This is a genomic window from Adlercreutzia sp. CNCM I-6207, from assembly GCF_977072305.1.
Genome location: NZ_CDRVLZ010000002.1, coordinates 126029 through 139600, shown reverse-complemented (window position 1 = coordinate 139600; position 13572 = coordinate 126029). Strand labels below are relative to the sequence as shown.

10 protein-coding genes are annotated in these 13572 nt (G+C 65.4%); 7 read left to right on the top strand and 3 right to left on the bottom strand.

Going from position 1 to position 13572, the window contains the following annotated elements:
- Positions 1-27 precede the first annotated feature (27 nt).
- Entirely contained in the window at positions 28-897 is an 870-nt protein-coding gene (locus ACW4QM_RS01965; protein WP_022741681.1) for an FhaA domain-containing protein, read from the bottom strand.
- A 263-nt stretch (positions 898-1160) separates the two neighbouring features.
- Here ACW4QM_RS01965 and ACW4QM_RS01960 point away from each other — a divergent pair, with 263 nt between their 5' ends.
- From ACW4QM_RS01960 to ACW4QM_RS01945, 4 genes are all read left to right on the top strand, one after another.
- Entirely contained in the window at positions 1161-2813 is a 1653-nt protein-coding gene (locus ACW4QM_RS01960; protein WP_114538920.1) for an ABC1 kinase family protein, read from the top strand.
- Between the two features lie 199 nt (positions 2814-3012).
- Positions 3013-3483: a universal stress protein gene (locus ACW4QM_RS01955; RefSeq protein ID WP_022741676.1), complete on the top strand. Its 471-nt coding sequence runs from the start codon at positions 3013-3015 to the stop codon at positions 3481-3483.
- A gap of 10 nt (positions 3484-3493) precedes the next feature.
- On the top strand, positions 3494-4672 hold the full coding sequence (locus ACW4QM_RS01950) for a hypothetical protein (RefSeq protein WP_278570501.1): 1179 nt from the start codon (positions 3494-3496) through the stop codon (positions 4670-4672).
- Positions 4673-4721: 49 nt separating this feature from the next.
- A complete protein-coding gene (locus ACW4QM_RS01945; protein ID WP_022741669.1) occupies positions 4722-5405 on the top strand; it encodes a PspA/IM30 family protein in 684 nt (227 codons plus the stop codon).
- A gap of 163 nt (positions 5406-5568) precedes the next feature.
- On the opposite strand, the gene ACW4QM_RS01940 is transcribed toward ACW4QM_RS01945, so the two are convergent.
- A complete protein-coding gene (locus ACW4QM_RS01940; protein WP_455798148.1) occupies positions 5569-7221 on the bottom strand; it encodes an FAD-dependent oxidoreductase in 1653 nt (550 codons plus the stop codon).
- A 240-nt stretch (positions 7222-7461) separates the two neighbouring features.
- Between ACW4QM_RS01940 and ACW4QM_RS01935 the strand changes: the two genes are divergently transcribed.
- Positions 7462-8997, top strand: a complete 1536-nt coding sequence (locus ACW4QM_RS01935) for a helix-turn-helix domain-containing protein (RefSeq protein WP_455798147.1) — start codon at positions 7462-7464, stop codon at positions 8995-8997.
- Positions 8998-9129: 132 nt separating this feature from the next.
- Here the strand turns inward: ACW4QM_RS01935 and ACW4QM_RS01930 are convergent, their stop codons facing one another.
- Positions 9130-10017 carry a LysR family transcriptional regulator gene (locus ACW4QM_RS01930; RefSeq protein WP_278570506.1) on the bottom strand — a complete coding sequence of 296 codons (888 nt, stop codon included), beginning with the start codon at positions 10015-10017 and terminating at the stop codon, positions 9130-9132.
- 187 nt (positions 10018-10204) lie between these two features.
- Here ACW4QM_RS01930 and ACW4QM_RS01925 point away from each other — a divergent pair, with 187 nt between their 5' ends.
- Complete coding sequence (locus ACW4QM_RS01925; RefSeq protein ID WP_223900648.1) at positions 10205-11962, top strand: FAD-dependent oxidoreductase; 1758 nt, start codon at positions 10205-10207, stop codon at positions 11960-11962.
- Between the two features lie 290 nt (positions 11963-12252).
- On the top strand, positions 12253-13557 hold the full coding sequence (locus ACW4QM_RS01920) for an ATP-binding protein (RefSeq protein WP_223900649.1): 1305 nt from the start codon (positions 12253-12255) through the stop codon (positions 13555-13557).
- The last annotated feature ends 15 nt before the right edge of the window (positions 13558-13572 follow it).

The window sequence follows — 13572 nt, the reverse complement described above, 5'->3', positions numbered from 1 at the left end:
CCTTTGGCTCGCTAAGGTGCGGGCGGGCTAGATGAGCTGGAACTCGAGGTTGGTGGTGCCCACGATGATGCGGTCGGCGTCGTGCAACGCGGTGGATTTGATCTGGCGTCCGTTCACGAAGGTGCCGTTGGTGGAGCCGAGGTCGGTGAGAATCCAGGCGCCGGACTCGTCCTGGCGGATTTCCGCGTGTACGCGCGAGACGTTGATGTCGGGGATGACGATGTCGTTCTTCGACTCGCGCCCGATGGTCTCGGCCTGGCCGGGCAGCGTGAAGGCGCGGTCGTTGGTGATGTCATAGATATAGGCTTGGCGAGGCTCGTCGTCCTCGTAGTAGTCGTCTTCCACGTACTCGTCGACGGGCGCGGCCTGGTAGTCGTAGCCGCCGGCGGGTGCGGGGGCTGGCGCCGGAGCGGGAGCGGGCTGCTGGTAGCCGTAGCCCGCTTGCGGGGCGGCCGCGCGGGCCGGACCGCCGCCGGGACGGATGCCGTAGCGGGCGTACTCTTCCTGACGCAGCTGCTCAACCAGCGGGGAGGCCACCATCTCGGCGATGACGTCGAACTTGCCGTGGCGCAAATCATCGTCGACGATGAAGCGCACAAGGGGTTGGCCGTCCATGACGAGGCCCTGCTCGGCGGCTTTGGCGGAAAGGTAGGTTTCGGTCTCGCCAGCCAGGGTGGGGTAGTAGCCCAGAAGGCGGCGGTCATCGTCGGCGTTGACGAGCACGGTATAAAGCGTGGGAGCGTACTGCTTGCCTGCGCCGACCATCTTCTCGCGGCGCATCTGCTTCTCGGCCTTCTTGGCAATCTGCACGGGAGACAACGGGGCCGCGCCCATGCGATCGGCAGCGCCTTCCACGGTGTCTTCCATCTTGCCCTCGAATTTTGAGAGGAGTCCCATGTGCTTCTCCTTGTTCTTGCGTGTTTAAGCTGCGTTCTTCTTGCGTGGTTGCGCTGCGCTTTCGGTGCAGCGTTCAGTAGCACAGCAGCTTATTTTGCCATAAAACCTATGCACGCACCTCATCGACCAACCATTTTACTTAATTGCCACAGTGACAATTTTGTTCGATTGGCCGGGAAACAGCTTGATGCCAGGTGAATTGATGAGGAGATCGCTTCTCATTTCGCACGATACCATGGGCTTTCCAGAAAGGAGGAGCGCCCATGGCCACGTTCGAGGAGTTCATGAAGGTCGCCGAGATTTCCATCAAGGACAAGACCTCTCACAAGCGCATGAACGAGATTGTGCGCATCATGCGGCAGTACAAGGTGCTTCACGGGCTTACCCCCGAGCAGGCCGTGGAAGTACTGCAGGCGCTCGGCCCCACGTACGTGAAAATCGGCCAGCTGGCCTCGAACCGTTCCGATCTTCTGCCCAAGGCCTACTGCGACGCCTTCGAAAAACTGCGCGATGACGCGAATCCGATGCCGTTCGATGTGGTGATCGAGCAGATCGACCGCGCATACGGGAAGTCGTGGCACGAGGTGTTCGCCTCCATCGATCCGGTGCCTTTGGGTGCGGCCTCCATTGCTCAGGTGCACAAGGCGACGCTGCTCGACGGCACAACGGTGGCGGTAAAGGTGCGCCGGCCGGGTGTGGCCGAATCCATGGCCGAGGACATCATGCTCATGAAGCACTTGCTGGCCTTGGGCGAGTTCGCTTCCAATTCCCATCGCGACATCCTGCTGTCGCTCGAGGGCTTCATCGAGGAAATCGAGCGCACGACGGCCAGTGAGGTGGATTTCACCTCCGAGCTGCACAACCTCATGCGCTTCCACGACGAGCTGGCCGACGAAGAGGGGGTCACGTCCCCGGTGGCCTACCCGCAGTACTCGTGCGAGTCGGTGCTCGTCATGGAGTTCGTCCAGGGCACGGAAATTTCCCACACGCAAGCGTTGCGCGAGCAGGGGATCGACGTGAGCGCGCTGGCGCGACGCGTGTGCCAAAGCTACGTGACCCAGGTGCTCGACGACGGGTTCTTCCACGCCGACCCGCATCCCGGCAACATTCTTGTGCGCGATGGGGAAGTGGTGTGGATCGATTTGGGCATGGTGGGCACGCTGACGGTGTCGGAGCGCATGCTCGTGGGCAAGGTGTTCACGGCCGTGGCCACCGACAACGCCTACTTGCTGAAGGAGGCGGTGATGGGCCTCGTGCACGTGCTGGGGCCGGTGGACCACGGGGCGCTGCTGGAGGCGCTCTCGCGGCTGCTCGCCGAGTACAGCACGGCCGAGATGAAGGAGATCAACGTGGGCACCGTGCTCACCGAGGTCATCGAGGTGCTGCGCGGCCAGAACATGATGATGACCTCGTCGGTAACGATGCTCGCGCGCGGGTTCGTGACCATCGAGGGGGTCATTGCCCAGGTCGCGCCCGACATCAGCGTCATCGAGATCGTGTCGAAGCACGTCATCGCCCAGCAGGCCGACCCGAAGTTTTTGGCGACGCAGCTGATCGATCTCGCCACGACGAGCGCCGCTTCGGCCGAGGCCTTGGCGAAGCTGCCGACCCAGCTGTCGAACACGTTGGAGATGCTCGACCGCGGGCAGATCAAGGTGAACGGCGACATCGAGGTGTCCTCGCGCATCCTTGCCACCGCCTACGCCTCGGTGGGTCGCATATCGTTGGCGCTGCTGTCGGCGGGGCTGTTCCTGGGGTCGTCTATCCTGTGCACCACGGCTATGCAGCCGCAACTGCTCGGCGTGCCCCTGCTCGGCGTGCTGGGCTATGTCGGCGCCTTCGTGCTGGGTGCCTACACGGTGTTCCACATCCTGGTCTCCCGCCATCGCCTTCTCAACAACGAGGAGCCGCGGTAGGGGTGTGTAACGTCGTGTCTACAGGTGGGCGGCGGCGGGGAAACGGAAAAGGACCGTGGTAAAATGGCAGTTGCTCATTAGGATGAGCCACAAGGTAAGCATTTTCCGGCGATGCTAGAGCATGCGAGCTGCTTTCGGTGGCCGAGCTGTGGTTCGTAGGCGTCGTCGCTTGAGGTGCCGCGAGGGTAAGGAGGCCCCCATGTACAAGAAGATTCTCGTTCCCTACGATAAGTCCGACCCGGCGAAAAACGCCCTGGGGGCTGCGCTCGATCTGGCGGCCGGTGTGCCCGGCGCCCAGATCACCGTGCTGTCGGTGGTCGACTGGCACGACTTCAACGCCGAGACGTTCAAGATTGCCTCGCGCATGTCCGGCGTCATGGGCGACACCATGGATATGGATGTGATCTCCGAAGTGGAGAACGAGGCCATCAAGGCCGACATGGACGCCATTGCCGAGAACATCGCGCCTTTGGTGGGCGACGCCGAGGGCATCGGTATCGCGGTGGTGAACGGCTCGCCGCATGATTCCATCACGGCCTATGCCGACGAGGGCGGCTACGACTGCATCGTCATGGGCCACCGTGGTCTGGGTGCCGTGCGTGGGATGCTCGGCAGCGTGTGCTACTCCGTGCTGCACAAGACCAACGTGCCCGTGCTCATTGTGAAATAGGTTCGAGGCCATGGGACGATCGGGCGGAGGCGGCGGCTTCTCGGGAGGCGGCGGCTTCGGCGGAGGCTTTGGAAGTAGCGGCGGCGGATTCGGCGGCGGGTTTTCCGGCGGCTCGGGATCGGGCGGTCGCTCGGCTGGCCACGGCGGCTCTGGTTTCGGCGGCGGGTACCATGGCGGTGGCTACTACGGCGGAGGCTTCGGGGGCGGCAGCTTCTGGGGCGGTTTCCTCGGTGGCCTGATGGGCTCGAGCCGAGGAGGCGGTGGTGGCTCGATGCCGCCGCAGATGCCCCAGCAGCCGAGCGGCCCGCAGCAGCCCGGGTCGGGCGGCGGCCCGGGTGGCCCCGGCGGCCCGAATGCGCCGCAGCCTGGTTCGCCCCAGGGCAAGTCCTCCAACAGCGGATGCGGCACGGTGTTCGTCATCGTGGCCGCTGTGCTGCTGGTGCTGCTCCTCGTGGTGGCCCTGGGTGGCGGCAGCTGCTCGAGCGCGAACGTGCCCGCGTCTACCGTGGAGCGCACGGCCCTTCCTGCTGGTTCCGTAAACGAGACCGGATACTTCACCGACGAGGACGGCGACTGGATTCACGATCCGGCGAAGCTCGAGCGCGGCCTGCGCCATTTCTACGAGGAAACGGGCGTGCAGCCCTACGTGTACATCTTGCCGAACGGATCGGTGCGCTCCTACCAGGAGCTGCAGTCCATTGCCCAGGAAAAGTACGACGAGCTGTTCACCGACCAGGCGCACTTCGTCCTTGTGTTTTGCGACGATGGCAACGGGCGCTTCAACGCCGCCTACTGGGCCGGTGCGATGACGGGATCGGTGCTCGACGATGAGGCCATCAACATCTTCAAAGCATACCTCAGCCAGAACTACGACGATATGAGCCTGTCGGAAGAGGAGATCTTCTCCGACGCCTTTGCCGACACGGCCGACCGTATCATGACGGTGACGCCTTCGCCGCTGCCGATCATCGCGGTATGCGCGGCAGTGATAATAGTGGCCGTCGTCGTGTTCCTCATCGTGCGCAACCGCCGTCTGGCGAAGCAGCGCGAGGCAGAGCGCATGCAGGAGATTCTGAACACGCCGCTGGAGTCGCTGGCCGACGCTGAGCTGGCGGATTTGGAAAAGAAGTACGCGCAGGCAGGCGCTTCGGATGCGCCGCCGGTGCAGCCGACGAAGCCGCGACCCTAGGTGGTGCTGCGGTATTCAACCCGGCCTTCGGGCCAGATAGGAGACTGACATGGGAATCCTCGATCGCTTCACTTCCATCGTGAAGGCGAACATCAACGAGCTTCTGGACAAGGCGGAAGATCCCGAGAAAATGGTCGACCAGTACCTGCGCGAGATGACCGAGTCGCTCGCCGAGGTGCGCGAGGCCACCGCTGGCGTCATGGCTGAGGAGAAGCGCTGCAAGAAGCTCCTCGACGAGAATCGCGAGGAAACGGAGAAGTACGAGGAGCTGGCCCGCAAGGCGCTCGCCGCCGGCAACGAGGCCGACGCTCGCGTGTTCCTCGCGAAGAAGCAGGAGCTGGCGGGGCGCGCCGAGGGCCTCACGGTGGCCTACGAGGGCGCGAAGGCCAACGCCGACAAAATGCGCCAGATGCACGACAAGCTGGTGGCCGACATCGAGGAGTTGAACGCACGGAAGGCGACCATCAAGGCGAAGGCCGCCGTGGCGAAAACGCAGTCCAAGGTGAACGAGATGACCTCAGCCGGCGATCGTGCCGAGGGTGCTCGCAGCGCTTTCGACCGCATGGAGGCCAAGGCTGATGAGATGCTCGACCGTGCCAACGCCGTGGCCGAGCTGTCCGAGAAGCCGGCCGATCCCACCGAGGAGCTCGCGAAGAAGTACGCCGCCGCCGGTGCCGAAGCCGCCGTCGACGACGACCTCGCCCGCCTGAAGAAGGAGATGGGTCTGGAGTAGCCCTGGCGATTCCCAACGAAGCCGAAGGCCCCCGACCGCGTGCGAGCGCTCGGGGGCCTTGTTGTATCGCGGACCGGGGAGGGGAGGCCCGCGCGGGGATAACGGGAAGTGGCGGCCCGGGCGGTGCGCACCGCGCTGCCGGCTGGGCCGCGCCGGCCGGGCGCTAGGCCACGGCTTCGGCGGCGTACATGCCGGCCATGCGGCCGCCGCTGTAGGCGCACATGAGGGAGAAGCCCTCGTAGTCGCAGTAGGGGGCGCTCATGAGGGTGCCGTTGTCGGCGCCGGCCACGTACAGGCCCGGGATGGCGATGCCGGCGTCGTCGATGGCCTGCAGGCGGTCGTTGGTGCGGATGCCGCCGATGGTCACCCAGGCGCTCGGCTCGTACTGCATGGCGTAGAAGGGGCCTTCCGCAACGGGCTGCAGGAAGCAGGCCGGCTTGTAGAATTGCTCGTCCTTGCCCGCGGCGCAGTAGCCGTTGTACTCCTCCAGGGTCGTCACCAGCTCGGGGGCGCCGATGGCCTCGGCCAGGGCCTCCACGGTGTCGGCCTTGAAGATCCAGCCCGCGTCCACGCCGGCGTCGATGTTGGCCTGCACGTCCTCGAGCGGCTTGTCCTTCAGGGTCATCATGCCGGTGCGCCAGTTCACTTCGTCGGCACCGCAGAGCGTCCACGGGTCGGTGCCGCCGGCCAGCCCATTCACGTAGGCCTGGTCCACGACGGCGTAGTACTGGCCGCCCACGAGCGAGATCGCCCCGCCGAGGGCCAGGGGCAGATTCGCGAACTTGCCCTCGTTGCTGAAGCGGCGGCCCTGGTTGTTCACGAGCAGCGTGCCGTAGATACCGATGGAGAAGGCGGCGTTGCCCTTGCCCCACAGGCCGTCGGCGTTCTGGTTGGAGCCGGAGAACTCGTTGCCGGCGATGCCCCACTGGGTGGACACCTGGCCGCCGACCGCCTGCACCATCTCGATGCCCTCGCCCACGGACAGGATGGAGCCGAGGGGGTTCACGAAGGTGCCGAAGCGCTCGGTCATCATATCGACGTTGCCGAGGAAGCCGCCCGTGGCCACAATGACGGCCTTGGCCCTCACGTCCAGCACGCCGTCGCCCTCGCACTGGATGCCCACGCAGGTGCCGTCCTCCATGATGAGGCGCTTGCCGGCGGTGTTGAACACGAACTCGCCGCCGTTGGCCTCGATGAACTGCTGGAGCGGGCCCATGCGGTCGACGCCCTTGGCCTGGGTCTTGGAGTCTTTCGGGTCGGACTGGAAGTTGCAGCGCACGGAATCGTGGCCCGCGCCGTAGTTGTCGGGGCGCAGGCCCGTGGCCACGCCGAACTCGTCGGTGAACTGGTCGACGGTGCTGCCGGACAGCTCCACCGCCCGCTTCACGGCCGCGGCGTTCGTGGACCAGTGGGAGTACTCCATGATGTGGTTGAAGGCCTCTTCCACGGTGAAGGTGATGCCGGCGTTCTGCTGGAGCTTCGAGCCCACCATGAACGGGCCGCCGGCGATGGAGCCGTTGGAGACGCCCACGTCGACGCCCTTCTCGATGACGATGACGGACTTGCCGGCCCGCACGGCCTCCACGGCCGCCCACATGCCGGCGCCGCCGGCGCCCACGATGGCGATGTCGCACTCCTTGGTCTCGTCGGCGGTCTGCATGGCCGAAGCGGCCGCGGTGTCGCCCTCGCCGGTGTCGGCGAGCTTGGCCGCAGACGGGGCCTGCGGGGCGCACCCGGCCAGGGCCGCGCCGGCGCCGAGGGCGGCCAAGCCGCCCAGGGTCAGGAAGCTGCGACGGGAAACGGTGGTATGACTCATGGTTCTCTCCCTCCAAGAGTTGGAATCGGTGCCGCTGTCCGGCGGCGCGGGCCCGGTGCAGTGTCGGACCCGGGGCCGCTCTCCTCGGCGGCTGGGGCCATCATGGGGCGGCTGCCGGCGTTTGTCGCGGGTGAAGTCGCCGCGATCGCAGGTGATTGCGGGCTCACCCCTCCTCTCACCCCGACGTTTTCCCTGGTACAATGGGCGCACACAAGCAGGGAAGAGCGGAGGGCCAAGGGCATGGGAACAAGGGAAGCGATGCGCGCTGCGGCGCAGACCGTGGCCGAGACGACCGTTGAAGGGGCTGCGGGCATGGGCCTCGGGGAGGCTGCGGCCTCGCAAGATGGTCTTTCGGGCGGGATCGGCACTGCGGGATCGGCGCGGTTCTTCCCCTGGCGGTTCCTCGGCATGGGGCTTCTGATCGCCTGGCTGTGCTGCACCCACATCACGGCGGTGTTCCCCGGATCCGGGTTCGACCTGGAGCCGCGCCACACCTTCGACTACGCCATGCGCATCGGCGACGTGGGTATGCTGTTGCTGCTGGGTGTGGCCGCCCCGCGCTTGGGGCGGCTGAGCCGGCACCGAGTGCTGGCTGCCGTGCTCGTGGGATTGACGGGTCTCGGCACGCTGGCCGGCGGCCTCGCGCTCATTCCGGAAGCAGCGCCGACGGCGCCCCTTGCCGTGGTCGGTGCGGTTACGGCTTTGGGCGGCGCGGTGCTGTTCTGCCTGTGGGCCGAGATTTACTCCCAAATGGGCATGACGCGCACCATCATGTACGGGGCCTTCTCCTGCCTGGTGGCCGGCGGCGCGGCGTTCCTCGTGTGCACCATGAGGCCGCCCTACGCCATCCTGGCCACCGCGGTGCTGCCGGGGCTTTCCCTCGGGTGCGCGTGGCTGAGCCTGCGGGCGCTTCCGGGCGAGCCGGTGCGCCGGCCGAGCACCCGCTACGCTGTGCCGTGGAAGCTCGTGGCCATTATGGCTGTGGCCGGGCTGCTGTCGGGGTCGTCGGGCCTGGTGCTCGGCGGCGTGGAAGGCGTGGGCGCGATGTTCCGCGTGCTGGCCACCGTGCTGGCGGCCGTGGTGATCCTCGCGGTGCTGTTCGTGCGCCGCGACCGCATGGACGTGCGGTTCCTCGCGAAGGTGGCGCTGCCCTTGGCCGTGATCGCTCTGGCGCTTCTGCCCTTCGCCCACAGCGCCATCGCCTATCTGGTGGCGTTCCTGCTGAAGTTCGCCTACGTGTGGTTCACGTTCTTCGTGCTGCTGGTGCTCGCGGGCATCTGCTACCGCTACGAGGTGCCGAGTCTGCGCGTCTTCGCCATCGCCCGCGCCTCCAGCGAGGCGGCCATCCTCTTCGGCATCGTGCTGCGCCGCGGCTTCCAGGGCAACGGGTACATGGACAGCGAGGCCTTTGCCGTGGCCTTCGCCGTGGCGGGCATCGCGCTCGTGGGGGCCTGCGTGCTCGTGTGGGCGAGCGAGAAGTCCGTCAACGGCGACTGGGGCGCGGCCGGGGTGGCGCCCGAGACGAACCTGCACGTGGCCGGCCCGCGCGAGCGGTTCATGGCCCGCTGCGACCGCGTGGCCGCCGACGCCGGGCTCACGGCCCGGGAAGCCGAGATCATGGCCCTTGTCGCCCAGGGCCTCACCCGCCGCGAGATCGAACGCGAGCTGTTCCTCTCCGAGAACACCGTGAAGACCCACGTCCGCCACCTCCACGCGAAGCTGGGCACGTCATCGAAGGCCGAGGTCATCGCCCTGGTAGGAGAGCCGGGGGAGTAGGGGAAGCGCGTTCAGGGCAGCAAAGCGAGCCTTCGGTCGCATGGGAGCAACCGAGGGTTCTGTTGTGAGGAGAACAGGGGATCGCACCAGGGAGCTGTGCGCTCTGGCCGAAAATCTCCCAGTCAAGCTCCTCTACTCCCCGGCGAGGTAGTTCCAGAAGGCTTGGGCGGCGGGGGACAGGGGCTCGCCTTTGCGCTTGACGGCGTAGGTGCCGAAGGAGACGTCCGGCCGCAGGTCGACGGGCACGAGGGGGTAGTCGGGAATGGGGTCCACGTTTTCATTCGGCGGCAGGCCGAACATGAGGGCCTCGTTCTGCAGGGCGCAGCTCGTGAGCAGGTCGACGTTGGAGGTGGTCATGAGTACGTTCGGCTCGATGCCCAGATCAGCGCAGGTGTCCATGAAGAAGCGGTGCAGGTGGTCGCGCTTCCCGAAGGTGACGAAGGGCTGGCCGTCCAGGTCGTGGGCGCCGAGCCGCTCGCGCCGTGAAAGCGGGTTGGCCACGGGCACGTGCACGTAGGTGCCCGTTTCCACGAGTTGCAGAGCGTCGAAGTCGGTCAGGTACTGCGGTGCCGAACCGACGATACCGATGTCCGACTCGCCCGTCTTCACCATGGCCAGGGCTATATCGGTGGGCGAGCTTTCCACGGAGAGTAGCAGGTTCGGATGCTCGTCGGCGAAGCGGTCGATGATGGTGCGCGGTAAGGTGAGGGCCGCTCCCGGCACGAGGGACACCGACAGCAGGGGCATGCGCTCGCCGCGGGCCGCTTCTCCCAGGTAGCGCCGCTCCAGGGCGCGGTAGACGTCCACGACCGGCTGGGCGTCGGCCATGAGCGTCCGCCCGGTTTCAGTGGGCTCCAGCGTGCCGTCGCGCTGGGCGATGAGCGTTTCCCCGAGTTCCTGCTCCAGGTTGTGCACGGCCTTGCTGAGCGCCTGGCGCGTGATGAACAACTCGTCGGCGGCTTTGGTATAGCTGCGCAGGCGTGCGACGGCGATAAAGTACTCCAGTTGGCGAATGTCCACGGCTCCCCTCCCTGTCGGTCGTGGCATGCGGGCCTTTGCGCCCGCCCGTTATTCTTACCGCAACTGCCCTTCGCAGCGCAAGCAAAAAACAGTTGCGGGCGGGCAAAGGGAAGGTGCTTGGCCGCCCCGGGGCGGCGCCCCTATCATCGGTGGCGTCCGCAAGACACTTCCAAGGAGGGAGAGTTTCATGACCAAGAACCAATTCTCACGCCGCGACTTCTTCAAGCTCGGTGCCGTGGGCGCCGCCGGTGCCGCTGCTGCAGGCCTGGCGGGATGCGCCCCGGCCGCCGACAAGGCCGCGGCCGGATCCGATGCCGCCGGTGCCGCCGATGCGAGCGCCGAAGGTGCCGTCAGCACCAACGACGTCGTCATCAAGCTGGGCGACACGCTGCCGAAGTGGTCCTTCATGGTGCCTCCGGCGCCCATCCCGGAGGATGAGATCACCGAGACCATCGAGAACGATATCATCGTCGTGGGTGCCGGCATGTCCGGCCTCACCACGGCGGTGGCGGCGGCCGAGCAGGGCGGTAAGGTGACGCTGTTCTCCGCTTCCAGCGCCCCCATCAGCCGCGGCGGTTCCAACTTCGCCCGCAACTCCAAGGTGATGGAGGAGCTGAAAGTGGAGCCCTTCGCGCCCAGCCCCTTCTACTACCATGAGATGCGCGCCGCCTCCTTCGCTGTTGACCAGGCCAAGTGGATGAAGGGCTACAACAACTCCGAAGAGGCCATGAACTGGATGATCGACATCGCCAACGAGGCCGGCCTCCAGGTCATCTTGGAGCGCGACAACAACTTCGACCTCGGCCCCCACTACGCCCATGCGTTCTCCACCCTCGGCGACTCCTCCATGGTGTCCACGGGCCAGCAGGGCGCCGTGGAGGCCCTCGAGAAGAAGGCCCTCGAGTACGGCGTGCAGATCATCTACGATATGAAGGCCGAGCAGCTTATCCGCGAGGGCGACAACGCCGGCCGCGTGACCGGCGTGGTGGCCTCGCACACCGACGGCACCGAGGGCTACACCCTGTTCAACGGCACCTACATCGTGCTGGCTACGGGCGACTATTCCACCGATAAGGAGATGCTCGCCTGCTACTGCCCTGAGGCCCTGCAGTACGTGGGCTTCGAGCAGACCGAGACCGACTACAACACGAGCTTCCAGATGGGCGGCATCTACGGCGGCGACGGCCAGAAGATGGGCCTGTGGGCCGGCGCGGCCTGGCAGCACGCCGAGGCGGCCCCCATGTATCAGGGCGGCTGGGGCGGCGGCCACGAGCCCTGCGGCTTCCACTGGGGCCTCAACGTGAACGCCCGCACCGAGCGCTACCAGCGCGAGGACGTGTCGGCGCCCTACACGGCCCACTACCTGCTCTCGCAGCCGGACAACATCGCCTACGGCATCTGGACGAAGAACTACCCGCAGACCATCATCGACCGCGGCCAGGAATGGTTCCTGTTCGGTTCCGACTACACGCTGCCCCCGAAGACGGCTGAGGAAATGATCGCCATCTGGGACGCCGGTGTCGAGGAAGGTGCCTACTGGAAGGCCGACACGCTGGATGAACTGGCCGACCAGCTCGGCCTTGACGCGGCGAAGCTGAAGGACGTCGTGGCCCGCTACAACGAGCTGTGCAAGAAGGGCGTCGACGAGGACTTCTACAAGGATCCCACCTACCTTGTGGAGATCGAGGAGACCGGCCCCTACTACGCCGCCAAGAACACCTGCACGTTCATGACCATCATGGGCGGCCTGCGCACCAGTGTGAACATGGAGGTGTGCGACGAGAACGACGAGCCCATCCCCGGTCTGTTCAACGTCGGCTGCATGGTGGGCGACATGTACGCCAACGAGTACAACTTCGCCATTCCGGGCAACAGCTACGGCATCAACTGCCTCACCTTCGGCTATATGCTCGGCCACGACCTGGCCGCTGGTAAGTTCGAGTAGCCGGTTTCGCGGGTACCTTCCGCGGCTGTCTCCCGACATTTATTTCTGGACAGGCCCATTTCCCGCCTCCCCTGCGCGGACGCCACCCTCCCGGCGTCCGCGCTTTTTTCTACAGGCCCCACTCCAGCAGGCGGCTGAGGAAGCGTTGCAGCTCGGAAGTCTACGTACGGCTGGGACTTTGTTGCATCGAGAGTTAAAATGAAACCTGGAAAAAAGTTAAAATGAAACCTGGAAAAAAGTTAAAATGAAACCTGGAAAAAAGTTAAAATAACCAGGTGGAGGCCGGGGCCATGGAAACGCTGAAAATACCCAATTACATTCCCCGCATTGCTGATAAAACCATTGCGGAAAACATGGAGGCTTTCGGTGCCGTGGTCATCGAGGGGCCAAAGTGGTGCGGCAAGACTTCGACAGCGAAGAACCATGCGGTCTCGGAAATCAGCATGGCCGACCCGCTGGGCGACTTTCAAAACCGACGTCTGGCTGAGCTAGAGCCGGCCATTGCCCTTGAGGGTGTCCGGCCGCGTCTGATTGATGAATGGCAGGACGTTCCCAAGTTGTGGGATGCCGTGCGATTCGAGTGCGATAGGGCCACGGAGAAGGGGCAGTTTGTGCTCACGGGCTCCTCGACTCCCCGCAGGAAGCAGAATCCCCATGCCGATCGGCCTCGACATAGCGGGGCCGGGCGCATCGTTCGCGTTCCCATGAGCACCATGACCCAGTACGAGCTCGGCCAATCAAATGGCAAGGTGTCGCTGAGAGGTTTGTTTGAGGGAGAGCGCTACGCGTCGGTTTCGCAGCTGTCCCTTGAACGCATTGCGGAACTTGTGGTGGCGGGTGGCTGGCCCGACGCCATTGGTTCCCCCACGGCGAAAGCGGTGCGCATCGCCAAGGGCTACTTGCAGGCGGTCATCAACGAGGACATTCATGAGGTTGACGGGGTGGAGCGCGACCGGGAGAAAGTGCGGCGCTTGATTGTGTCCCTTGCCCGTAACGAGGCCACCCTGGCAACGGGAAAGACCATTCTGAAAGATACCCAAGGTCGCACCGAAGATGCTGCGGCTATCACGGCACCCACCATGAACGATTACCTCGATGCGTTGCGGCGCATCTACTTCGTGCAGGACATTCCGGCCTGGGCCCCCGAACTGCGCTCGTCGGCCAAGATTCGGTCGGCCGCAAAGCGACACCTGGCCGATCCGTCCCTGGCCGCCGCCGCGCTCGGTGCCACGGCGGCAAAGCTCATGGGCGACCTCAAGACGCTCGGATTTCTCTTTGAGTCGCTCGTTGCCCACGACCTCATCGTCTACGCGGAGGCCATGGGGGCTTCGGTATACCACTATCATGATGCGGCCGATCTGGAGGCGGACCTCGTCATCGAGCATCCCGACGGAACGTGGATCCCGGTGGAGGTGAAGCTCGGGGCGGCCCAGGTGGACGATGCCGCTAAGAACCTCGTGACGCTGAAGGAGAAGATGATGCGCGGCGGCTACCAGGCTCCCGTTGCCATGCTCGCTGTCATCGGCGTCGGGGGTGTCGCAACGTGCCGAGAGGACGGCGTGCAAGTAGCGCCCCTGGATACGTTGGGGGTATAGGGTCTGATTTCCCGG

Coding starts and splice junctions, on each gene's coding strand:
- ACW4QM_RS01965 (WP_022741681.1), bottom strand. CDS start 897: ATGGGACTCCTCTCAAAATTCGAGGGCAAGATGGAAGACACCGTGGAA.
- ACW4QM_RS01960 (WP_114538920.1), top strand. CDS start 1,161: ATGGCCACGTTCGAGGAGTTCATGAAGGTCGCCGAGATTTCCATCAAG.
- ACW4QM_RS01955 (WP_022741676.1), top strand. CDS start 3,013: ATGTACAAGAAGATTCTCGTTCCCTACGATAAGTCCGACCCGGCGAAA.
- ACW4QM_RS01950 (WP_278570501.1), top strand. CDS start 3,494: ATGGGACGATCGGGCGGAGGCGGCGGCTTCTCGGGAGGCGGCGGCTTC.
- ACW4QM_RS01945 (WP_022741669.1), top strand. CDS start 4,722: ATGGGAATCCTCGATCGCTTCACTTCCATCGTGAAGGCGAACATCAAC.
- ACW4QM_RS01940 (WP_455798148.1), bottom strand. CDS start 7,221: ATGAGTCATACCACCGTTTCCCGTCGCAGCTTCCTGACCCTGGGCGGC.
- ACW4QM_RS01935 (WP_455798147.1), top strand. CDS start 7,462: ATGGGAACAAGGGAAGCGATGCGCGCTGCGGCGCAGACCGTGGCCGAG.
- ACW4QM_RS01925 (WP_223900648.1), top strand. CDS start 10,205: ATGACCAAGAACCAATTCTCACGCCGCGACTTCTTCAAGCTCGGTGCC.
- ACW4QM_RS01920 (WP_223900649.1), top strand. CDS start 12,253: ATGGAAACGCTGAAAATACCCAATTACATTCCCCGCATTGCTGATAAA.